21 protein-coding genes are annotated in these 20,607 nt (G+C 60.2%); 19 read left to right on the top strand and 2 right to left on the bottom strand.

Features of this window, described 5'->3' with window-relative positions; translation table 11 throughout:
• Window positions 1–149: 149 nt before the first annotated feature.
• From DWV58_RS09355 to DWV58_RS09340, 4 genes are read left to right on the top strand one after another with little or no spacing between them, the layout of a single operon-like run.
• On the top strand, window positions 150–737 hold the full coding sequence (locus DWV58_RS09355) for a hypothetical protein (protein WP_117776908.1): 588 nt from the start codon (window positions 150–152) through the stop codon (window positions 735–737).
• The gene (locus tag DWV58_RS09350; RefSeq protein ID WP_117776907.1) at window positions 730–1,107 is read left to right on the top strand and encodes an ATP-binding protein; all 378 of its coding nucleotides are present in this window, start codon (window positions 730–732) and stop codon (window positions 1,105–1,107) included. The genes DWV58_RS09355 and DWV58_RS09350 overlap by 8 nt, the downstream gene beginning before the upstream one ends.
• 1 nt (window position 1,108) lies before the next feature.
• Complete coding sequence (locus tag DWV58_RS09345) at window positions 1,109–1,900, top strand: RNA polymerase sigma factor SigF (RefSeq protein WP_117635146.1); 792 nt, start codon at window positions 1,109–1,111, stop codon at window positions 1,898–1,900.
• On the top strand, window positions 1,897–3,309 hold the full coding sequence (locus tag DWV58_RS09340) for an AI-2E family transporter (RefSeq protein WP_117776906.1): 1,413 nt from the start codon (window positions 1,897–1,899) through the stop codon (window positions 3,307–3,309). Before DWV58_RS09345 ends, DWV58_RS09340 begins: the two co-directional genes overlap by 4 nt.
• Window positions 3,310–3,315: 6 nt before the next feature.
• Here DWV58_RS09340 and DWV58_RS09335 read toward each other — a convergent pair whose 3' ends face one another.
• A complete protein-coding gene (locus DWV58_RS09335) occupies window positions 3,316–3,555 on the bottom strand; it encodes a hypothetical protein (RefSeq protein WP_117564125.1) in 240 nt (79 codons plus the stop codon).
• Window positions 3,556–3,751: 196 nt separating this feature from the next.
• Here DWV58_RS09335 and alaS point away from each other — a divergent pair, with 196 nt between their 5' ends.
• From alaS to DWV58_RS09265, 14 genes are all read left to right on the top strand, one after another.
• Window positions 3,752–6,409 carry an alanine--tRNA ligase gene (gene alaS / locus DWV58_RS09330; RefSeq protein WP_117776905.1) on the top strand — a complete coding sequence of 886 codons (2,658 nt, stop codon included), beginning with the start codon at window positions 3,752–3,754 and terminating at the stop codon, window positions 6,407–6,409.
• A gap of 17 nt (window positions 6,410–6,426) precedes the next feature.
• Complete coding sequence (ruvX, locus tag DWV58_RS09325; RefSeq protein WP_089571740.1) at window positions 6,427–6,855, top strand: Holliday junction resolvase RuvX; 429 nt, start codon at window positions 6,427–6,429, stop codon at window positions 6,853–6,855.
• A complete protein-coding gene (gene mltG, locus DWV58_RS09320) occupies window positions 6,848–8,239 on the top strand; it encodes an endolytic transglycosylase MltG (protein ID WP_233540557.1) in 1,392 nt (463 codons plus the stop codon). The genes ruvX and mltG overlap by 8 nt, the downstream gene beginning before the upstream one ends.
• A 2-nt stretch (window positions 8,240–8,241) precedes the next feature.
• A complete protein-coding gene (locus tag DWV58_RS09315; protein ID WP_117646451.1) occupies window positions 8,242–8,739 on the top strand; it encodes a YqeG family HAD IIIA-type phosphatase in 498 nt (165 codons plus the stop codon).
• Window positions 8,740–8,747: 8 nt separating this feature from the next.
• Window positions 8,748–9,281 (top strand): shikimate kinase, encoded by a 534-nt coding sequence (locus DWV58_RS09310; protein ID WP_099431675.1) that lies wholly within the window; start codon window positions 8,748–8,750, stop codon window positions 9,279–9,281.
• Window positions 9,278–10,387 (top strand): hypothetical protein, encoded by a 1,110-nt coding sequence (locus tag DWV58_RS09305; RefSeq protein WP_117776903.1) that lies wholly within the window; start codon window positions 9,278–9,280, stop codon window positions 10,385–10,387. Before DWV58_RS09310 ends, DWV58_RS09305 begins: the two co-directional genes overlap by 4 nt.
• Before the next feature lie 130 nt (window positions 10,388–10,517).
• Window positions 10,518–11,648, top strand: a complete 1,131-nt coding sequence (locus DWV58_RS09300; RefSeq protein ID WP_117776902.1) for a Xaa-Pro peptidase family protein — start codon at window positions 10,518–10,520, stop codon at window positions 11,646–11,648.
• A gap of 160 nt (window positions 11,649–11,808) precedes the next feature.
• The gene (efp, locus tag DWV58_RS09295; protein WP_006233983.1) at window positions 11,809–12,372 is read left to right on the top strand and encodes an elongation factor P; all 564 of its coding nucleotides are present in this window, start codon (window positions 11,809–11,811) and stop codon (window positions 12,370–12,372) included.
• Window positions 12,373–12,396: 24 nt separating this feature from the next.
• A complete protein-coding gene (locus DWV58_RS09290) occupies window positions 12,397–12,759 on the top strand; it encodes an Asp23/Gls24 family envelope stress response protein (RefSeq protein WP_117758138.1) in 363 nt (120 codons plus the stop codon).
• Between the two features lie 3 nt (window positions 12,760–12,762).
• Window positions 12,763–13,347 (top strand): transcription antitermination factor NusB, encoded by a 585-nt coding sequence (gene nusB, locus DWV58_RS09285; RefSeq protein ID WP_117776901.1) that lies wholly within the window; start codon window positions 12,763–12,765, stop codon window positions 13,345–13,347.
• A 2-nt stretch (window positions 13,348–13,349) separates the two neighbouring features.
• The gene (locus DWV58_RS09280) at window positions 13,350–13,589 is read left to right on the top strand and encodes an exodeoxyribonuclease VII small subunit (RefSeq protein ID WP_006233978.1); all 240 of its coding nucleotides are present in this window, start codon (window positions 13,350–13,352) and stop codon (window positions 13,587–13,589) included.
• Window positions 13,590–13,624: 35 nt separating this feature from the next.
• Window positions 13,625–14,428 (top strand): TlyA family RNA methyltransferase, encoded by an 804-nt coding sequence (locus DWV58_RS09275; RefSeq protein ID WP_117776909.1) that lies wholly within the window; start codon window positions 13,625–13,627, stop codon window positions 14,426–14,428.
• Entirely contained in the window at window positions 14,425–15,285 is an 861-nt protein-coding gene (locus DWV58_RS09270; RefSeq protein ID WP_055250448.1) for an NAD(+)/NADH kinase, read from the top strand. Before DWV58_RS09275 ends, DWV58_RS09270 begins: the two co-directional genes overlap by 4 nt.
• Complete coding sequence (locus DWV58_RS09265; protein ID WP_117776900.1) at window positions 15,275–16,903, top strand: DNA repair protein RecN; 1,629 nt, start codon at window positions 15,275–15,277, stop codon at window positions 16,901–16,903. The genes DWV58_RS09270 and DWV58_RS09265 overlap by 11 nt, the downstream gene beginning before the upstream one ends.
• 261 nt (window positions 16,904–17,164) lie before the next feature.
• Here the strand turns inward: DWV58_RS09265 and DWV58_RS09260 are convergent, their stop codons facing one another.
• Window positions 17,165–18,022: a MurR/RpiR family transcriptional regulator gene (locus DWV58_RS09260; protein ID WP_117806188.1), complete on the bottom strand. Its 858-nt coding sequence runs from the start codon at window positions 18,020–18,022 to the stop codon at window positions 17,165–17,167.
• Between the two features lie 272 nt (window positions 18,023–18,294).
• Here DWV58_RS09260 and DWV58_RS09255 point away from each other — a divergent pair, with 272 nt between their 5' ends.
• Complete coding sequence (locus DWV58_RS09255) at window positions 18,295–20,298, top strand: fructose-specific PTS transporter subunit EIIC (protein WP_117776898.1); 2,004 nt, start codon at window positions 18,295–18,297, stop codon at window positions 20,296–20,298.
• Window positions 20,299–20,607 lie beyond the last annotated feature (309 nt).

The following is a 20,607-nucleotide window of genomic DNA, read 5'->3' as shown; positions in this document are numbered from 1 at the left end:
GTGCGGATGAATGTGGGAAGTGTTCGGATGAAGTTGCCAATCAAGGCCAAGTAGGCCATTGGCGCCTCGCGCATTCCCTTTGGGTATCTTTGCCCTTCTTTGGGGTACCATGAAAAACGTCTGTATTTCGATTCCTTCGGGAGGCTTGCATGAGTCCCATTCAAATCGCCCTGCTGGTGCTCGCCGTTGCCGGCGTGTGGGCTGTTGTCGAGCTCGCGCTCACGCTGCGCAAGACTCGCACCGTCGTCGACTCGCTCGACAAGACGGTGAGTGACCTTAACAATACGCTCGCCGAGGCACAGCCTGTGGTGGCAAAGCTCGATGGCGCTGTCGATGAGCTCACCCCGGCGCTGGCACAGGTTGAGCCGCTCCTCAAGTCGAGCAAGACTGCCGTTGATGCTCTGACGTCTAACCTCGTTGAGGTTGAGGCGGTCGTTCGCGACATCTCCGAGGTCACGGGCAGCGTGGCCGAGGCCAGCAATGCCGTATCGAGCGTGACTGATTCTGCTGCTGGCGCCGTGCAGAAGCTCTTCAATAAGGTGAAGGCTCCTGCAGCCGACGCCGATCGCAAGCTCGCCGCTGCCGCCGCCGAGGCCGAGCAGCCTACTGAGCGCGTTCTGATTGGCGATGACGATGCCGCTGCTGACGACGATGATGTTCAGAAGCCCGCTGCTAAGCCCGCTCAGTATTACACTTATACGCCCGCCGAGACCTCCGAGGAGTCCTGCGATGAGTAGCGAAGCAACCTGTCCCATCACGCTGAGCGTTGCCGGTGATCCGCGTCTCGCGCGCTTGGTGCGCATGACGGCCGCCAACGTCGGCGCCCTGTGCTCTATGTCTGTCGATCGTATCGAGGACATCCGCATGGCTGCCGAGGAAGCCTTCATCTTTGGGTGCACCGCGGTCGACTGCGACGACATCACCATTCAATTTGATGTGGACGAATCTCACGTCGGCATGACCTTTACCTTTGGGGAACAGGCCACCGTCGACGAGGATGACCAGGCTGCTGTGTATGCCGAGCTCATTCTTGCAAGCGTGTGCGATTCCTACGAAAAGACTGCGGCGCCCCTAACGCTTTCCCTCGACCTCAAGGCGGATATCTAATATGACCGAACGTTCCCGGAGCGGCAAGACCGCTTGGGACAAGGAGAAAACCCGCGAGCTGTTTCGTCGTTATAAGGAGACCGGTGATCCGGATGCCCGCGAGCAGCTCGTCATGTCCCATATGAATCTGGTAAGGTTTCTTGCCAACAAATTTAAGAACCGCGGCGAGCCGCTCGATGACCTTTTGCAGGTCGGCTATTTGGGTCTGCTCAAGGCTATCGACCGCTTTGACCCTGAACGCGGACTTGAGTTCACGACGTTTGCCACGCCCACCATCTTGGGCGAGATTAAGCGCCACTTCCGCGACAAGGGCTGGAGTGTGCGCGTGCCGCGTCGTCTGCAGGAGCTCTCGGCCAAGGTTAACCAGGCCACCGATAAGCTCACCAACGAGCTTCAGCGTTCGCCCAAGGTTGAGGAAATCGCCGATTACCTTGGCGTGACCGTTGACGAGGTGCTCGAAGCCATGGAATCGTCCTCGGCCTATACCTCGGTGCCCATCGAGGCTCCCGGCGCGTCCGACTCCGACGATGCTCCCTCGATTCTCGATCGCTATGCCGACGACGACAACGAGCTCGACTTTACCGATGACCGTCTGGTAATCGAGGAAGCCATCCGCGATTTCTCGCCTCGCGAGCGCGAGGTTATCGAGCTGCGTTTTGTGAAGGGCATGACCCAGATCGAGATTGCCAAGAAGCTGGGCATCTCGCAGGTGCAGGTTTCGCGTCTGCTGCGCCGCACGCTTAAGAAGATTCAAGATAAGATTGACCCCGACGGAGTGATGGTTCGTTCATGAGTGAGCACCCCCAACAAATCGACCGCACGCTTCGCGATACCCGCATTCTGACGCTGCGCATTTGGGGCGTCGTCGGCTGCATTGTCATCGCTGCCGTCATCTTTAACCTTATGGGCATCCTGGCACCGGTCATCGAGTTTCTCGCTGTCGGCTCCATCATCGCTTTTGTGATGTCTCCGATCACCAACTGGCTCGAGCATCACGGCGTCGGACGTGGCCTTGGTTCGCTCATCGCACTCATTGTGGTTGTTGCCGTGCTCGTCGGCGTCGTCTGCATCCTATCGCCTATTTTGCTCGGTCAAATCATGGAAGTCCTGAGCCGCCTGCCCGAGCAGCTTCGTGTTGCGGGTGGCGATCTCAACGAGATGCTCTCGCACGCCAAGACGCTCAATAACACGCCGCTCAAGGAGTATCTGGACGACAATCTTTCTTCGCTGGTTACCGTAGCGTCCAAGTACGTCTCGCAAATCGCTGCCGAGCTCGGTCGCGGTGTATTCCCGCTTATTACCAATACGGCCTCGCAGCTGTTCGTCATCTTCCTGGGCTTGGTGCTTGCCTATTGGTTGGCCTGCGACTATCCCCGTATGCACCACGAGGTCTGCACCATCATCGGACAGGAAAAGGAGACCTCGTACCGCTTTATGGTTGCCATCCTTTCACGCTCGGTCGGCGGCTATATGCGCGGCATGGTCGTGACTTCCATCTGCGGTGGCTTTTTGGCTTTTATCGGCTTTACGCTCATTGGCCATCCATACGCAGCACTTATGGCCATCTTCACCGGCATTATGCACTTGGTTCCGGTTGTCGGTCCCTGGGTGAGCGCGGCGATCGCCACGGTGCTCGGGTTTATGTTCAGCCCTATGCTGGCGTTATGGACGCTTGTCGTGACCATGGTGGCTCAAAACGTCACCGATAATGTCATTTCGCCTAAGGTCATGCAGAGCTCGGTGCAGGTGCATCCCGTTATGAGCCTGACGGCTCTCGTTATCGGTTCGGCACTCATGGGTCCCATCGGCATGGTTATCGCCATTCCGCTGTGCGCGGCCCTCAAGGGCATCTTCGTCTACTACTTTGAGAACGAGACCGGCCGTCAGCTCGTGGCATACGACGGCGCCGTGTTTAAGGGCACTCCGTATCGCGATACCGAGGGTAACCCGGTCGCCGCCTACGACGCGCTCGGAGACGATACGTTCATCTATGAGTCCGAGCTCATCGGCAACGAGACAGCACCCGAGGCCAAGGCCATGCCCAAGCCCGAGCTCGATAATCCCTGGATCAAGCTCTCAGGCCTGCAGCCCGACGCGACGGGTTTCTTTAAGAACCCCTTTGCCAAGGACGACGACACAAGCTCTGACGACGACACCAAAACCGGCATCGACGGCTCCATGGACGATTCGGATTCCAAATAGGCCCTGTTAGCGTTTCTTGATGTTGTAAATAACAATAAACGCGATCAAAGCGATTGATAAGGGGCCAGCCACATAGAAAAAGATGGTGTCAATTGCGCTTAGGGTGTAATACGCTTTATCGCCAGATGTTACTGCGTACAATGCGTAGCCAAATCTCGGCTGGTTCACATACCAGCTCGAGTAAGCGAAGATTGCTAAAAGGGCTACTGAGGTTAGTGCATTCACGACAAACCGTTTGCTATTCATCGATCGCTCCTTCCGGACGATTCTTATATGCAATTATACCGAAATCATTTTTTTCAAAGTATTTGACAGACCTAAATAACGTGCACTTTCGCTGGAGGGTCGCTGTTTGGCGGCCCTCTTTTTTGCACAGGCGCGGTGGGATGGTAATATCGTTACGTTTGAACTGTTTCGATGTGAAACCGAGGAGATTCCCTCTATGAGTGCTGACTACCCGTCAATGACTACGGCCGAGATTCGCTCCAAGTTCCTCAACTTCTTTGAGGAGCGCGGTCTTAAGCTCTATCCTTCTTCGTCCCTCGTCCCCGACGATCCTTCGCTGCTGCTTGCCAACGCCGGCATGAACCAGTTTAAGGAGTACTACCAGGGCAAGAAGACCATGAAGGAGATCGGCGCGATCTCCTGCCAGAAGTGTGTCCGCACCAACGACATCGACTGCATCGGTGAGGACGGCCGTCACCTGTCCTTCTTTGAGATGCTCGGCGACTTCTCCTTTGGCGGCGTCTCCAAGCAGCAGGCCTGCGCTTGGGCCTTTGAGCTCATCACCAAGGAGTTCAAGCTGCCGCTCGACCGCCTGTACTTCACCGTCTTTACCGAAGACGACGAGACCCACGACGTGTGGCGCTCTCTGGGCGTTGCCGAGGATCACATCTCCCGCCTGGGCGAGGACGACAACTTCTGGGCCGCTGGCCCCACCGGCCCCTGCGGTCCGTGCTCCGAGATCTACTTTGACATGGGCGAGGAGGTCGGTTGCGGCAGCCCCGACTGCAAGCCTGGCTGCGACTGCGACCGCTTCCTTGAGTTCTGGAACCTCGTGTTTACCCAGTACGACCGCCAGGAGGACGGCTCCATGCCGGAGCTGCCGCACCGCAACCTCGATACGGGCATGGGTCTGGAGCGCATGGCCGCTATCATGCAGCACAAGACCGCTAACTACGACGGCGATCTGATGCAGCACCTCATCAAGCTCGGTGAGAAGATCAGCGGCAAGACCTATGACGCCGACGATTACTCCGGTGCCAGCCGCTCCCTGCGCATCATCGCCGACCACTCCCGTGCCGTCGACTTTATGATCTCGGACGGCATCCTGCCCGGTAACGAGGGTCGCGAGTACGTCCTGCGCCGCCTGCTCCGTCGTGCCGTGTTCCACGGTCGTCTGCTGGGCATCGAGGGCGCCTTCCTGACCAAGTTTATCGACGAGGTCAACGCTCAGATGGGCGAGGCTTATCCCGAGCTGCTCAAGAACGTCGCGCTCGTTAAGGGCATCGTCGCCTCCGAGGAGGAGCGTTTCTCAACGACGCTCGACAACGGCCGCGTTTACCTGGACGAGGCCCTGGCCGCGCTCGCCGACGGCGCTGTCCTTCCGGGCGATGTTGCCTTTAAGCTTCACGACACCTTTGGTTTCCCCATTGACCTGACTGTCGAGATCGCCGGCACCGCCGGTCACGACGTCGACATGGATGGCTTTACCGCTTGCATGGAGGACCAGAAGGCCCGCGCCCGCGCCAACGCCAAGGGCGATGCCTGGGGTAGCTTTAACGACGTGTGGGTCGAGCTTTCCGACAAGGTTGCCGCGACCGAGTTCGACGGCTATGACAACGACGTCATCGATGGCGCCAAGGTTGTCGCCATCGTGAGCAACGGCGAGTCCGTCGAGTCCGTTGCCGCCGGCGAGGACGTCGAGGTCGTGCTCGACCGCACCCCGTTCTATGCCGAGATGGGTGGCCAGCAGGGCGACGCCGGCGAGCTTTCCGCCGAGGGCGTTGCGCTGACCATTTCCGATACCAAGAACCACAACGGCCTGTATGCCCACGTCGCCCACGTCGCCGAGGGCACGCTGACCGTCGGTGCTACCGTGACCGCCGCGCTCGACGCCGAGCGCCGTGGCTTCCTGCGTCGCAACCACACCGCCACGCACCTGCTCGACGCCGCGCTTAAGCAGGTCCTGGGCGAGCATGTCTCCCAGGCTGGCTCGTTGGTGACGCCCGAGCACCTGCGCTTTGACTTCACGCACTTCGAGGCCCTGTCCTCCGAGCAGCTCAAGGCTGTCGAGGACCTGGTCAACCAGCAGATCTTCGCTTCCAAGCCGGTTGTGACCCGCGTCATGGGCATCGACGAGGCCAAGGCCGCCGGTGCTGTCGCCCTCTTTGGCGAGAAGTACGGCGACGTCGTCCGCGTTGTCTCCGTGGGCGCCGAGGACCAGCCGTTCTCCCGCGAGCTCTGCGGTGGCACGCATGCCGCCAACACCGCCGAGATCGGTCTGTTCAAGATCATCTCCGAGTCTTCCACGGGCTCCAACGTCCGCCGTATCGAGGCCGTGACCTCCAAGGGCGCTCTCGACTACATGGCCGACCGCCTGGCGCTCGTTGACGCCGCTGCCGCTGCGCTCAAGTGCCGCGTTGACGAGGTTCCCGCCCGCGTGGAGAATCTGCAGGCCGAGCTGCGCGAGACTTCCAACAAGCTCAAGAAGGCACTCACCGGTGGCTCCTCCGATGCGATTTCCAGCGCCATCGAAGGCGCTGTCGAGCTGAATGGCTACAAGCTCGTTGTCGCTGAGCTCCAGGGTCTCGAGGCCGCAGACCTGCGCAATGTGTGGGATACCGTGCACCAGAAGGTTGCCGGCCCCGTCGCTTGCGTCGTCGCCAGCGTGACCGAGAAGGGCACCCCGGCCCTGCTCGCTGCCGGCTCCGATGACGCCGTGAAGGCCGGTTTCCACGCCGGTAACGTGATCAAGCAGATCGCGGGCCTGGTCGATGGTCGTGGTGGCGGTCGTCCCAACATGGCTCAGGCCGGTGGCAAGAACGCCGCCGGTATCGCCGATGCCCTCGCGGCCGCCAAGACCGCGCTCGGCGCCTAAGAACCTAAGTAGTCGCTGTGGTCGCGCTCGCGCTGGACATAGGGGAGACCCGGATTGGCATTGCCGTCTCGAGCCGTGATGGCAAGATGGCAATGCCCGTCAAGGTGCTCCCGGCTGCCGAGGTCACTGGCATGGCCAAGACGTTCCGTTACCTGGTTGAGGACTATGAGCCCGATATCCTGGTAAGTGGACGTCCCTTGACCATGGCCGGTGAGCCCGGCCCCCAGGCCGAGCGCGTAGCCGCCGTGGCCCAAAAGATTGCCGACGAGCTCGAACTTCCGCTGGAGTTTGAGGACGAGCGTCTGTCCTCGCAGGAGGCCAAGCGCATTCTGCGAGAGCAGGGACTCAACGAAAAGCAGATGAGGGGCAAGATTGACATGATCGCCGCCAGCCTGTTCTTGCAGACATGGCTCGATCGTAAAAACGAGGAGGTTTCGCATGCCTAGCGCTTCCGATCCGCGCCAGCCGAATCGCCAGGGGCAGTCTACGCCGCGCCCTGTATCGTCTGGCCAGCGTCCGATGCAACCGACGCAGCGTGCGGCTCAGCCTGCTGCTCGTCCCGCACAGCCCTCCTCTCGTGCAGCACAATCTGCTCAGCGTCCTGCCCAACAGCCCGCTGCCCGCGCAGCCCGGCCCGCAAGCGGTACCCGCTTTAAGCAGCAGGCGCCCACGCAGCGTGCGCAGGCGCCTCAATCGCATACGCGTACACATCATGCTCACGGCACACATGGCGTAGCTCCGGCCACGCGCTCGAGCTATAACACGCATGCTCGTCGCGGTACCCAAAAGAAGAGCTCGCCGGTGCCCATGATTATCGGCGTTGTTGTTGCCGTACTTGCTCTTGCTGCCATTGCCTTCTTTGTCGTTCCGGCCGTCAAGGGCCTGTTTGGCGGGGAGGAGACAGGCGTCACCGCTGGCCAGCAAGTTACCGTCACGATTCCCGAGGGAGCTTCGGGCGATACGATCGCCTCGATTCTCTCCGAGAACCATATTGTCGAGAATCCCAAGGATTACTACGCGGCGGTCAAAAAGCTCAACGCAGATATGTCGCTCAAGCCCGGCACGTACTCGTTCACGACGCTGATGGATGCGACCAAGGTTGTCCAGCAGCTCATGGAGGGGCCCAATGCCGGCTCCGATGCGCTGACTATCCCTGAGGGCCTAACGGTCGACCAGGTCGCCGATCGCGTGGCCGCGGCATACGACAGCATCTCCAAGGAAGACTTCCTTAACCAGGCCAAGGCGAGCAATTATGTGAATGATTACGTTTTCCTTAAAGATGCCGCGAACGATTCGCTCGAGGGCTTCCTATTCCCCAAGACCTATTCGTTGGGTAAGGACCCGTCTGCCGATGATGTGATTCGCGCCATGCTTGACCAGTTCAACGCCGAGTATAAGTCGCTTGACTTTGCCAGCTGCGAGGCCAAGATCAAGGAGCGTTATGGCGTGGAGATGTCCGATTACGACATCGTTAACCTTGCCTCGATCGTCGAGCGCGAGGGCCTCAACGCCGATCAGCGCGCGCATGTGGCTTCGGTTTTCTATAACCGTATGGCGGGCAAGCTCGATGGCCTGCGTTACCTCAATAGCGATGCGACCATGATGTATGTCACCGGCGGCGAGGTTACCGCCGACGACCTGCAGAGCGATAGTCCGTATAACACCTATAAGCATGAAGGCCTGCCGCCCACGCCCATCTGCTCTCCGTCGCTCGAGGCGCTCAAGGCTACCCTTGAGCCGACCGACTCTGATGACCTGTATTTCTATATTACACAGGACGAGGAGTATTTCTCGAAGACCTACGAAGAGCACCAACAGTCTTGGAATTGATCATGAGGATTTTTAGCCCCAAACGATATGTTGCCTCAGTTGACCGCATCGACCTCGATACCCTCTGGGCCGACGGCAAGCGCGCCATTCTACTCGACCGCGATAACACTCTGGTGCCGCGCGATACCGAGCAGGTTCCCGCCGCGGTTTCCGCTTGGCTCGACGCCGCCCGCGCCAAAGGCTTTAAGCTGTGCATGGTGTCCAACAACTGGCATCGCGATCAGGTCATGAGCTCTGCACGCGAGCTGGGGCTCGAGGCTATCAGCCACGCCATGAAGCCCGCCCCGTTTGCCCTGAAGGCGGGTCTTAAGCGTCTGGGCGCTACGGCCGACGAGGCCGTGCTGATCGGCGATCAGCTGTACACGGACGTGTGGAGCGGTAATTTTGCCGGCGTTGACACTATTCTGGTCAAGCCGCAGGCGACCCAGGATCTGTGGTACACGCAGATCTTCCGTATCTTTGAGCGCCGGGCCCTGCGCGACCTTCCCTGCGAGGAATAGGTTTCGCCATGTCTCAGCACATCAAACACGGCTGCGACCATATCTTCTTTATCGGATTTTTGGGCGCGGGCAAGTCGACGCTTGCGCGCAACGTGGGCACTATGTTCAAGCGTCGATTCATCGATACCGATCGTTTGGTTGTGCGTCGATGCGGCAAGTCGGTGACCGAGATTTTTGAGACCGAGGGCGAGGATCGTTTTCGCGAGCTCGAGACCTCGGCACTCCGTTCGCTTCAAAGCGAGCGCAGCCTGCTGGTATCGTGCGGGGGCGGCATCGTCGAGACACCGGTGAACATTGAGCTGATGCACGAGATGGGTACCTGTGTGTACCTCGAAGGCGACTTTGAGGACTCGTTGCGACAGATTCGTCGCTCCGATACCCGGCCCGATTTCCGCTCGCCCGAGCACGCTGCGCGCCTGTTTGAGCATCGCCGTCCGCTGTATCGCCAGGCCGCCGATATTACCCTTGATATTCGCAACAAGTCCTTCGAGGACGTTTCCTACCTTTGTGCCGAGATGCTTTTGGAGCGTGGACTGCTATGATTCGCCGTCAACTGATCAATTTCCAAAACCGCAGTGTCGATGTCCGCGTCGGATTGGGCGCGTTCGAGGAGCTGCCGCGCATGTTTGCCTCGGCTGTGGGCAAGCCCAAGCGCGCGATGGTGGTTTGGAACGACGCCACATCCGAGCGGTTTGGCGAGGTTGTCGAGCATGCACTGGTTGACGCCGGTTTTGCCGTGTCGCTGCTCGTCCTCGAGGTTTCGCCTGCCGGTGCTACGCTTGCCGATGCCGATACCGTCTTTGGCGCCCTATCGGCTAACGGCATTACCTGCGACGATCTCGTTGTCGCCGTCGGCGATACGGCGACCTGCTCGGTCGTTTGCTGGTGTGCCAATCAGTGGTGCGGTCGCACCGAGTGCGCCTTGCTGCCGACAACGTTCGACGCCATGCTCACGGTCGCGACGACCATGAAGCCGCTCGTCGCATCGTCGGCGCATGCGCTTCCCGCTATCGCGTTCCGTCCCGAGCCGGGCTTGGTCGTGTGTGACCTCGACCTTGTTCGCGAGGCGGACCCCGAGGACCTCAAGCTCGGCTATGCGGTACTTGTTGGCACCATGCTTTCGAGCAGCAAGTCCCGCTGGAATCAGTTTACCGAGACCGTTCCCGAGATTCTCGCGGGCGAGGAGGTCGCGCTCGTCAATGCCGTTCAGTGGTCTCAGACTGCCCGCAAGGACGTACTGATGGCTACGAATCCCAGCGCCCGCCATGCGCTCGATTTTGGCAAGACGGGGGAGCGTACCCTGCGCGCCTGCTTGGGCGATGCCGCTTCGCCGGTGCCTGCCTACCAGCTGTTGTCCGAGGGCATGCGCTTTGAGGCGCGCCTAGCACATGATGCCTGCGACTTCGATATCGATTACGTCTTTGAGGTCGATGACTGCCTGGAGGACTTTGGTATCGAGGAGCTTGCCTTCGATCTGGAGCCTGCCGCATATATCGAGGAGTTCCGCAGGCAGCAGTTTGTCCGCTCGAACCGCAGCATGTTGCCGCTGCCCGCGGCGCTCGGCGCCATTCGTCTCACGAGCGTTGAGGACGAGGTTCTCGACCGCCATGCTCACGCATACTTGGCTTCTCGCAACGAACTTCTCTAGGATTTATTGACATCCATCGTCTTTCGTATCATGTTGAGGGGCGGTTTCCAATCGGTTGCGAATCGCTCGCGATTCCGTACGTTGATTGAGCCCGTCCCGTCTTTATGAAGACAACAAGAAAGGAATCTGCATGTCTGAGTTTGCTGCCGGTCCTGCCGGTCGTATCGAGCGTGTCCGTGCCCTGATGGTTGAGCGCGGCTACGACGCTATCGTGGTGCGCGACGAGGCCAACCTTCGTTGGCTTACGGGCGTCAAGGGCGTCTTCGATTACACCTTCGAGTTCCCGCACGCTGCGTTTATTACGGCTGACCAGTGCCTGTTCCATACCGACTCGCGCTATCTCAACAGCTTTGAGGAGAACACACCCGCCGGCAGCCCCTGGGTCTACGACATGGACGAGGGCACCATCCCCGGCTGGGTCGCCGGCAAGATCGCGGCCAACAAGTGCCGCGTCTGCGCTGTCGAGGACGACATGCAGATCAATTTCTACCAGGGTATTCAGCGTGGCCTGGAGGACCGCTCCGTTGCCTGCATGCTGCCGCTGATGCATGACGACATCCGTAAGATGCGCGCCATCAAGGACGCCGAGGAGATCGAGCTCATGCGCCATGCGCAGTCGATCACCGACGCCGCCTTCCAGCACATGCTCGGCTATATTAAGCCCGGTATGACCGAGAAGCAGGTTCGCAACGAGCTCGAGAACTTTATGTTCGCCAACGGCGCCGACAGCCTGGCCTTCGGCTCCATCGTGGCGAGCGGCCCCAACACCGCCAACCCGCATGCCGTCCCGAGCGACCGCGTGATCGAGAAGGGCGACTTCGTTCTCATGGATTATGGCGCGGGCTACTGCGACTATCGCTCCGATATGACGCGTACCGTCGTGATGGGCGAGCCCACGCCCGAACAGCTCGACTTGTACGCGCTCGTGCGCCGTGCGCACGAGGAGTGCGTCGCCGCCATCCATCCGGGCGTCGAGGGCAACGACATTTTCAAGCTTTCCAAGAAGATCATTGGCGATGCCGGCTATGGCGATTACTACAACCATGGTCTGGGCCACGGCGTGGGCATTGACATCCACGAGCTGCCCAACTTCAACCGCAGCAAGAATATCATCGAGGTCGGCTCGGTTATCACCATGGAGCCCGGCGTCTACCTGCCCGGCGTGGGCGGCGTGCGCCTGGAGGACTACGGCGTGGTCACCGAGAACGGCTACGAGCCCTTCACCAAGACGCCGCATGACCTTCACGTCATCGATTGCTAGTCTACTTCGGTAGATAGTTTGGGGCGGGGCCTCCGGAGCAATTCGGACGCCCCGCGTTCTCTTTTTATGCGCTCGCTGCAGGCGCCGTCTGCAAGTGTATAATTTCGCTCGTATGTAATTTGGACGCTTGTGCGTTCTGCCCATAACAAGAAAGGTCGCTATGCCTACCATTTCTACCGCCGACTTCAAGAACGGCCTCGGTCTCCGCATTAAGGACAAGGTCTACACCATCGTCGAGTTCCAGCATGTCAAGCCGGGTAAGGGCGGCGCGTTTGTGCGCTACAAGACCCGCGACATCAAGAGCGGCCGCGTCGTCGAGAACACCTGCAACGCCGGCACCAAGTTCGAGAGCGTCATGCTCACCACCCGTGAGTTCCAGTACCTCTACAACGATGGCACCGACTACATCTTCATGGACAACGAATCCTATGAGCAGGTTCCCGTTCCCGAGGACATGGTGGGCGAGAACTCCAAGTGGCTGCGCGAGAACGACATCTGCCAGCTGCTCTTCGCCGACGATGAGCTCATGGGCGTGACTCCGCCGATGTTCATCGAGACCACCATCGTCCAGACCGACCCGGGCTTTAAGGGCGACACCGTCCAGGGTTCCACCAAGCCGGCCACGATCGACACCGGCGCTGTCATCCAGGTCCCCATGTACCTCAACGAGGGCGAGGTCATCAAGGTTGACACCCGCGACGGCAAGTTCGTCTCCCGCGTCTAGCAACCAACTCTTCTAGGAGGACTCATGCCCCAGGAAATCAAGATTGACGGCATCGGCATTTCGCCCGATGTTCTGACCGCCATCGTCTCGCGCGCCGTGTCCGATGTCGAGGGCATCGCCTCCGTTGGCGTCAAGGACCTTGCCACCAACCTTGTCTCCATGATGCTTTCGTCTAAGGCCCCGGCTTCCGAGCCGGCGGTCGAGGCCGAGGTCATCGGCGACAAGCTTGCACTCACCGTGCGCGTCGTGGTGTTCTTTGGCTATCCGTTCAAGAAACTCGCCGAGGCCGTTCGCGCCGCCGTGGTCACCGCCATCGATGCCCAGGTGGGCGTCGAGGTCGAGCGCGTTGACGTTTGCATCGACGGCCTCGTTTTCCCCAAGGAGTAACCTTTGAGCCTTAAGGTTTATCGCGGGCGTACGCTTGCCCGCAGTCAGGCGCTGCAGCTGCTGTTCCAGGCCGAGGCCACGGACAGCCCGCTCGAGCGCGTCCTCGAGGGCGATTTCCTGATCTCGAAGGGTCCCCTCGACCCCTATGCGCTGGAGCTGTGCCGCGGTGCTTACGAGCATATCGACCGCATCGACTGCGCTCTGCGCTCCGTTGCCAAGAACTGGGATCTTATGCGCATGCCCGGCGCCGACCGCAATCTGCTGCGTATCGCCGTCTATGAGATGCGTTTCCTCACCGACGAGGAGGTCTCGGACGCCATCGTGATCAACGAGGCCGTCGAGCTTGCCAAGGCCTACGGCACCGACCAGTCCGCGTCGTTCGTCAACGGCGTGCTGGGCAAGATCGCTCGCAGCGAGGAGCTGCCGGGCGAGGACCTGTACCAAGAGCTGCTCGCCGAGGATCGCGCTCGCGAGGAGGCCCAGGCTGCCGAGGCTGCCGCCAAGGTCGCTGCCGCTCAGGCTGCCGCCGGTGTACTTGCCGCTGATGCGGACGCCGCCGAGGCTGACATCGACTCCGTCGAGGAGTAGTCATGCCAGAGGGTTCTGTCCGCAACTTTGACGAGATCTCAGACCGTTTGGATCAGATCATCGCTACCGTTCGCTCCAAGGATACCTCCTTGGAGCGTTCGCTCGATCTGTTTGACGAGGCGATTGAGCTGGGCTCGCGCGCGGTCGACATGGTCGATAAGTTTGAGCTGACGCCGCGTGAGGCCGACAAGCTCGAGCAGGAATACGATGAGGATGCGGCAAACGAATCCCAGGATAGCTAGGCCGCATCTCCGGATACGAATGGTTGATGGCATTCATGAAACGCGTGCGTCTTGATGACGAACTGATTTCACAGGGCATCTGCGCCGATCGCGCGGATGCCCTTCGCACTCTTATGGCCGGCTTGGTCTCGAGTGGCGGTGAGCGTTTGACTTCGCCGGGCCTTAAGGTGGTCCCGGGCCTGCCGCTGCACGTGAAGGGGCGCATTCCCTATGTTGGCCGCGGCGGTCTTAAGCTCGAAGGCGCGCTTGATGCGTTTGGTATCAATCCGACGGGCCTTAGCTGTCTGGATGTGGGCTGCTCTACCGGCGGCTTTACCGATTGCCTGCTCAAGCGCAGAGCTGCGACCGTTGTCTCGGTGGACGTGGGTCGCGCACAGTTCGATTGGTCGTTGCGTCAGGACGATCGCGTGACGCTGCATGAGCGCACCAACGTGACGCAGTTACCCGAGCTTGGCTATGAGAGCGCTATCGACTTGGCTGTGTGCGACGTGTCGTTTACCAGCATCGCGAATATCATCGACGCCGTGCTGGCGTGCCTGAAGCCTTCGGGTTCGTTCTGCACGCTCGTAAAGCCGCAGTTTGAGGCTCCGGCGGCGTTGGTGGGTGAGGGCGGCATTGTGACCGATCCCGCCGTGCGCCGCGATACGCTCGTGGCGGCGGTTGAACTCTTTGCTGCCAAGGGGCTGTTCCCGGTCGATGTGTGCGTGTCACCCATTCATGGTGCCAAGGGCAACGTTGAGTTTTTCCTGTACGGCACGAGATTTGACCCCGGCGACCGCTCGCAAGACGAGCTTCAATCCCAGGTATCGGCTTTGAGCGAGAAAGCTGCAACGCTATGAAGGTCTTTCTGGTCCCCAATTACTACAAGCAAGAGGCGGTCGAGAGCGGCCTGATGCTCGAGCTTTGGCTTTCGCGCCAGGGCTACGAGGTCGCATGGGCTGCCGACCAGCGATCGAAGATTCAAAGCACGCCTGATATTGATGGCTCAGATCTGGTCATTACGCTCGGCGGCGACGGTACGTTGCTGCGCGCTGCCCGCATCCTCAACCATCGTGAGATTCCTATCCTTGGTCTTTCCTATGGTCACCTGGGCTTTTTAACTGCTGCGAGCCCCGAGGAGCGCGACATTCTGCAGGTTGTGAGCGATGCTCTGTCCGGCGAGCTCCACGTGAGCCGCCGCGCCACCATCGCCGCGGATATTGTGTCCGTGCGCGAAGACGGCACGAAGGATGTCGTGCGCACGTTTGCCCTCAACGATATGGCACTTACGCGCGGCCCCCTGTCCGATATGGTCGAATTTGACATCACGGTGTCCGGCCACCATATCGATCGCCTGCGCGGCGACGGTGTCGTCGTTTCGACGGCGACCGGCTCCACCGGCTATGCGCTTTCCGCCGGCGGTCCCATTGTCAGCCCCGATTACACGGGTATGGTCTGTGTGCCCATCGCCCCGCATACCATTCAGGCTCGCGCTTTTTTGACCTCGCCGAGTGATGTCGTCGAGATCTTTATGTCTGATGACCGTCCGAGTGTTCCGGCGATCGCTATCGATGGACAGTTTATTACCTGCGATGGCACCGTTGAGAGCGTGGCGGTGCGTCGCGGTCCCGGAGATGTGCTGCTTCTCGATTACGGTCCCGAGAGCTTCTATAACTCCGTGAGCCGCGTGTTCTACGGAGTGCGTCATGATCGATGAGCTGCAGGTTTCCAACATTGCACTCATTCGCGAGGCGACGCTGGTGCCGAGTGCGGGCCTAACGGTTTTGACTGGCGAGACCGGTGCCGGCAAGACCGCGCTGCTCTCGGCGGTCAAGCTCATTTTGGGCGAGCGTGCAGATTCGTCGACCGTGCGCGAGGGAGAGGCGCTGGCGAGCGTCGAGGCGCGCTTGTTCGACGGCCCGCACGACACGGAGGGCTTTACCGTGCAGCGCAGCCTTTCTGCCGAGGGTCGCAGCCGCGTCAAGATTGACGGCCGCATCGCCAGCGTGCGCGAGCTTTCCGAGCGCGTCGGCGTGATGATGGATCTGTGCGGCCAGCATGAACATCAGCGTCTGCTCGATCCGGCGCATCATGTTGCCATGGTTGATGCCTGGGCTGGTCGCTCTGCGCTCGAGGCGCTCGACCGTTACCGTGCCTGCTTCAAGGCGTCGCGTGCGGCTGCCAAGGAGGTCCGTCGCGTGGAGGAAGCCTCGCGTGCGCAGGGGAGTCGCGTCGAGGAGGCGCGCTTCGCCCTGGAGCGTATCGCCGAGGTCGACCCCAAGCCGGGTGAGTATGAGGAACTCGAGGAACTGCTGCCGCGCTCCGAACATGCCGAGGTACTGGTTGCCACAGCTAACGATGCCCATGCATCGCTTACTGCCGAAGGGGGAGCGCTCGATGCCGTGAACGGCGCCGTGGCAGAACTGTCGCGCATGGCGACCGTCGATCGCAAACTGGGTGACATCGCCGACGCACTTTCGGATGCCTGCATCTCACTCGAGGATTGCGCCAACGAGCTGCGTGCTTATCGCGATGGCGTTGCGTTCGATCCTCGCGACCTCGCTCGCATGCGCGAGCGGTATTCCGACCTTAAGGGACTTCTGCGGCAGTGGGGTCCCACCATGGACGATGTATTTGCCATGCGTGACCACTCGCGGGAGTTGTTATCGCTGGTGGACGATGGTGACGAGCAGATTAGGAAGGCACGCGAGGCACTCGGCGCGGCGGAGCACGAACTGTTCGCCGCTGCCAAGGCGCTTAAGCGCGCACGCAATACGGCAGCCCCGCGTTTTTGTCACGAGGTGGGTCGTCAGATGGCACGCCTGGAAATGGGCGGCGCTGAGCTGGTCTGGGAGTCCCGCGATCTCCCTCGCGCTGAGTGGACACCCGCGGGCCCTTCGAGCTACGAGCTTCTGTATCGCAGCGGTGCCGGATTGACGCCGCGCCCTCTGCGCCGCATTGCCTCGGGCGGCGAGCTCAGTCGCGTTATGCTGGCGAGCAAGGTGGTCTTGGGTAATGCTGACGGCGTCGACACACTGGTATTTGACGAGGTCGATGCCGGTGTCGGTGGTTCCACGGCTCGTGCTCTTGCTGGTGTGCTGGCCGATCTTGCCGCCACGCATCAAGTGATTGTCGTAACCCACTTGGCGCAAGTCGCCGTCATGGCCGACAAGCATTATGTTGTCAGCAAGGAGCCGGGCGATGTTCCCCAGACGCATTTGGACGAGGTAACCGGCGAAGCGCGTACCGCCGAGATCGCCCGCATGCTCAGCGGCGATCAGTCCGAGGCAAGCTTGGCCCACGCAAAGCAGATGCTCAAAGAAGCTCGAGACTAGAACGAACTAGCGACGTTGGCAGGACAAAATATCAGTAATTGTTGTCCTGCCACTCGCTTGTCTGGCCTGTTCGCCACGAAACGGGTCCATCTACTACGTTTGGTAGGGCATCGGCGACCATATCAAGAATTGAAAAAAGAAAACCGCAGGTAGAACGCCTGCGGTTTTCTCGATTTTGGGTGTATGGTTGGCGCCTGCGGTTAAAACGTAGTAGATGGGCGTGTTTCGTGACGAGAGGCGTCTATCGGCTCCCCAATTTACCTACTCAACGACCTTATCCGGCTGGATGAGCTCCTCGTAGTAGCTGATATGCTCACGCGCGTCTTCAATCTCGGGCAGCAGGAAGTTGTAGATGACTTCGATGATCATCGTGGCGCTGATCTTGGAGAATGCGAAGTCGCCCGTGGTGAGCAGCGCTTCGTGGTTGACGGTATTAAAAGTGTAGTCTGCCAGGCGCGCGAGCGGGGATTTGCTGTCGCTGCTGATGACGACTACGGTTGCGCCGCAGTCGCGAGCCGCTTTTGCCATACGATTCAGTCGGCGCGATTTGCCGGAGTTTGAGATGAGCACGATGACGTCACCCGGGCGTAACGTGAGCGCAAAGCCGATTGATGTCTCGCTAATGGTGCTCGCCATGCAGCGCAGGCCCAGCTGCGAAAACTTAAACGTCGCATCGAGCGCGACCGCGTTCGTATTGCCCACAGCTGCAAACTCAATAACCCCTGCATGCTTAAGGGCATGCACAACAGCCGCCAGCGTATCGTGGTCGATTCCGTCGATGGTCGCATTAAGCTCGCTCACCTTGGCGGCCAGGATGTTCTTGAGGCTCTGCTCCATATTGTCGAGCGAGACCTCGTCAGTCAGGCCCTCGTTGCGCTGGCTTTCCAAATCCCTCGCCAGAGAAAACTGAAAGCTGCGGAAGCTACCAAAGCCCAGCTTGCGGCAGAAGCGCGAAACGGTCGCTTCGGACGTGGCAGCGGCGCGCGAGAGCTGAGCCGCCGTGAGGCGTGGCGCCTCGGACTGGTGCTCCAATATATAGTCGACAATGCGTTGCTCGGACTCGCTGTATCCCTGGTGGGTACTAATGAGGGAAAGTGCGCTCTTGCTACTATCGGTCATGGATGGCTCCTGGTTGGCATGAAAATCGGACTCGTTTTGTATTCTCATAGTATAGGGGGATTTTCAATTACAAGATACACCTTGCCGTTTCAAGTGTTGATGGTAAACTTTCACCTACCGTTTACGGTTATGAAAGAACCTTTCACCGGAGAATTGCGCCTTGTCTCTTCTCACGCGGACGGTAGGTTGGTATCTTTCAGTTGTGGAAAAGCGCGCAAGGACGCGCGTGTAGGGGAGCGCCTGCGGGCGCAAAACTTAAAAAGGAGGGACACATGGCTAAGTTTGACATCATCGCCGCCACCGGTTGCCCGACCGGTATTGCGCACACCTTCATGGCGAAGGAGGCGCTGGAGAAGGCAGCTGCCGAGCGCGGTCTGACCATTAAGGTCGAGACCCATGGCCAGGTCGGTGTCGAGAACGAGCTCACCAAGAGCGAGATCGCCGGCGCCAAGGCCGTCGTCGTCGCAGCCGACAAGGATGTCCAGGCGGAGCGTTTCGCCGGTAAGCCCATGGTATCTGTTGGTGTTTCCAAGGCCCTGTCCGTCGAGGCCGCCGGAAAGCTGATCGACCGCGCGCTCGCCGCCAAGGGTGACGCCACGGTTGCCGCCGCTGCCGATGTTGAGGATGAGGTCGAGGAGAAGGAGTCTATCGGCCACGTCATCTACAAGCACCTCATGAACGGCGTTAGCCACATGCTGGTCTTCGTCGTTGCCGGTGGTGTCCTGACCGCTGTTTCGTTCCTGTGGGGCATTACGTCCTTCGATTCGACGGCTGCCGACTACAACAGCTTTGCCGCTATGCTCAAGATCATCGGCGGCATCGCCATGAACCTCATGGTTCCCGTGCTTTCCGCCTACATCGCCGAGTCCATCGGCAAGCGCCCGGCACTCGTCCCCGGCTTTGTTGCCGGTATGATCGCCATCCAGGGTCTGCCCGTTAACGCCGATACCGGCATGATCGACGCCGGTGGCGCCGGCGTGGGCTTTGGCTTCCTGGGCGGCATCGTCGGCGGCTTCCTCGCCGGCTATGTCATCCTGCTGCTCGAGAAGGTCTTTGCCGGTCTGCCCAAGAACCTGGACGGCCTCAAGGCTATCTTCCTGTACCCGCTGTTCTCGACCGCCATCGTCGGTCTGGTTATGCTCGGCATCTCCGGCCCCATGGCTGCCATCAACACGGCAATGATGGACTTCCTCAAGGGCCTGTCCGCCTCTGGCGCCGTTGTCCTGGGTCTTGCCATCGGCTGCATGTGCGCCTTTGACATGGGTGGCCCGGTCAACAAGGCTGCTTACGTCACCGGTACTGCTATGCTCACCGAGGCCCTGGCCGCCGGTGTCGGCACCGACACCTACAACTTCGGCACCAACTTCATGGCTGCCGTCTCCGCCGCTTGCATCGTTCCGCCGCTGATCACCACCTTCGCCGTCGTTGTCGGCAAGAAGTACTTCAGCCAGGAGGATCATGACGCCGGTATCGTCAACCTCATCCTTGGTTGCACCCACATCACCGAGGGCGCCATTCCGTTCATGACCAAGAACATCTGGCCCGTCATGCCCATCATGATGCTCGGTTCCTCTATCGCTTCGATTCTGACCATTATGTTCAACGTTCACGATCCGGCGCCCCACGGTGGCTTCCTGGTCCTGCCCGTTGTCGAGAACGGTCCGCTGTGGGTCCTCGCGATCCTCATCGGCGCTGTGGTCGGTGGCATCCTGTTCGTGGCCTTCAAGAAGTACGACTTCGAGAAGAACCAGAAGGCCGCTCCTGCAGCCAAGCCCGTTGAGGCCCCCAAGGCCGCTGCTGTCGAGGCTCCCAAGGCCGAGGCTGCCGACTTCGTGAAGGTCGAGAACGTCTTTGTCGCCGAGGACTTCGCTTCTCGTGACGAGGCTCTGAGCTTCGTTTCCAACCAGGCTGTCAAGGCCGGTATCGCCAGTGACGCCGACGCCGTTATGAACGCCTTCCTGGCCCGCGAGGCCGAGGGCACCACGGGCATGATGGAGGGCTTCGCCATCCCGCATGCCAAGTCCGACGCCATTACCGAGGCTGCCGTCATCGTCGTCAAGGACGAGTCTGGCGTGACCGGTTGGGACACCATGGACGGCGCTCCCGTCAACGTGGGCATCGCCCTGCTCATCCCTGGTGCACAGGCTGGCACCACGCACCTCAAGATCCTGTCCAAGGTCGCCGAGGCGCTCATGGACGAGGACTTCCGTGCCACCGTCAAGGGTTCCACCGACGCTGCCGAGATCGCCAAGACGATCAACGCCCGCCTGGTCTAATCCAGCAATACGCGAATACCATCGCCCTCTGCACAAAAGGCGAGGACTCCACCAGGAGCCCCCGCCTTTTTCATACAGCCCGGCACTTAGGGACGTTCCATTCCTGCCGGCACCCCGGGACACTCCTCAGTCCTCAAGATGGGCATACAAAGCCCCATCAACCGGATCTCACACACGAACAGTAATTCAGCCAGAATTCCTTTCGCACGATATTTCTTGGACCGACCCAGTTATCGCAGCTCGCCTGCCGGGCGGGGCGGTTAAGTTTGTCGCGAGTTCCGCACGCAAAGGAAAGCACTTAATGTGCTT

It is taken from the genome of Collinsella sp. AF11-11 (assembly GCF_003465485.1).
In the GTDB taxonomy this organism is placed as follows: Bacteria; Actinomycetota; Coriobacteriia; order Coriobacteriales; family Coriobacteriaceae; genus Collinsella.
Note: the sequence above shows the minus strand (reverse complement) of the source record. Positions and strands in the feature narration are given on the sequence as shown.

Excerpts from the sequence above, each read along its gene's own strand:
- DWV58_RS09355 (WP_117776908.1), top strand. The coding sequence starts at position 150 with ATGAGTCCCATTCAAATCGCCCTGCTGGTGCTCGCCGTTGCCGGCGTG.
- DWV58_RS09350 (WP_117776907.1), top strand. The coding sequence starts at position 730 with ATGAGTAGCGAAGCAACCTGTCCCATCACGCTGAGCGTTGCCGGTGAT.
- DWV58_RS09345 (WP_117635146.1), top strand. The coding sequence starts at position 1,109 with ATGACCGAACGTTCCCGGAGCGGCAAGACCGCTTGGGACAAGGAGAAA.
- DWV58_RS09340 (WP_117776906.1), top strand. The coding sequence starts at position 1,897 with ATGAGTGAGCACCCCCAACAAATCGACCGCACGCTTCGCGATACCCGC.
- DWV58_RS09335 (WP_117564125.1), bottom strand. The coding sequence starts at position 3,555 with ATGAATAGCAAACGGTTTGTCGTGAATGCACTAACCTCAGTAGCCCTT.
- alaS (WP_117776905.1), top strand. The coding sequence starts at position 3,752 with ATGAGTGCTGACTACCCGTCAATGACTACGGCCGAGATTCGCTCCAAG.
- mltG (WP_233540557.1), top strand. The coding sequence starts at position 6,848 with ATGCCTAGCGCTTCCGATCCGCGCCAGCCGAATCGCCAGGGGCAGTCT.
- DWV58_RS09315 (WP_117646451.1), top strand. The coding sequence starts at position 8,242 with ATGAGGATTTTTAGCCCCAAACGATATGTTGCCTCAGTTGACCGCATC.
- DWV58_RS09310 (WP_099431675.1), top strand. The coding sequence starts at position 8,748 with ATGTCTCAGCACATCAAACACGGCTGCGACCATATCTTCTTTATCGGA.
- DWV58_RS09305 (WP_117776903.1), top strand. The coding sequence starts at position 9,278 with ATGATTCGCCGTCAACTGATCAATTTCCAAAACCGCAGTGTCGATGTC.
- DWV58_RS09300 (WP_117776902.1), top strand. The coding sequence starts at position 10,518 with ATGTCTGAGTTTGCTGCCGGTCCTGCCGGTCGTATCGAGCGTGTCCGT.
- efp (WP_006233983.1), top strand. The coding sequence starts at position 11,809 with ATGCCTACCATTTCTACCGCCGACTTCAAGAACGGCCTCGGTCTCCGC.
- DWV58_RS09290 (WP_117758138.1), top strand. The coding sequence starts at position 12,397 with ATGCCCCAGGAAATCAAGATTGACGGCATCGGCATTTCGCCCGATGTT.
- DWV58_RS09280 (WP_006233978.1), top strand. The coding sequence starts at position 13,350 with ATGCCAGAGGGTTCTGTCCGCAACTTTGACGAGATCTCAGACCGTTTG.
- DWV58_RS09275 (WP_117776909.1), top strand. The coding sequence starts at position 13,625 with ATGAAACGCGTGCGTCTTGATGACGAACTGATTTCACAGGGCATCTGC.
- DWV58_RS09270 (WP_055250448.1), top strand. The coding sequence starts at position 14,425 with ATGAAGGTCTTTCTGGTCCCCAATTACTACAAGCAAGAGGCGGTCGAG.
- DWV58_RS09265 (WP_117776900.1), top strand. The coding sequence starts at position 15,275 with ATGATCGATGAGCTGCAGGTTTCCAACATTGCACTCATTCGCGAGGCG.
- DWV58_RS09260 (WP_117806188.1), bottom strand. The coding sequence starts at position 18,022 with ATGACCGATAGTAGCAAGAGCGCACTTTCCCTCATTAGTACCCACCAG.
- DWV58_RS09255 (WP_117776898.1), top strand. The coding sequence starts at position 18,295 with ATGGCTAAGTTTGACATCATCGCCGCCACCGGTTGCCCGACCGGTATT.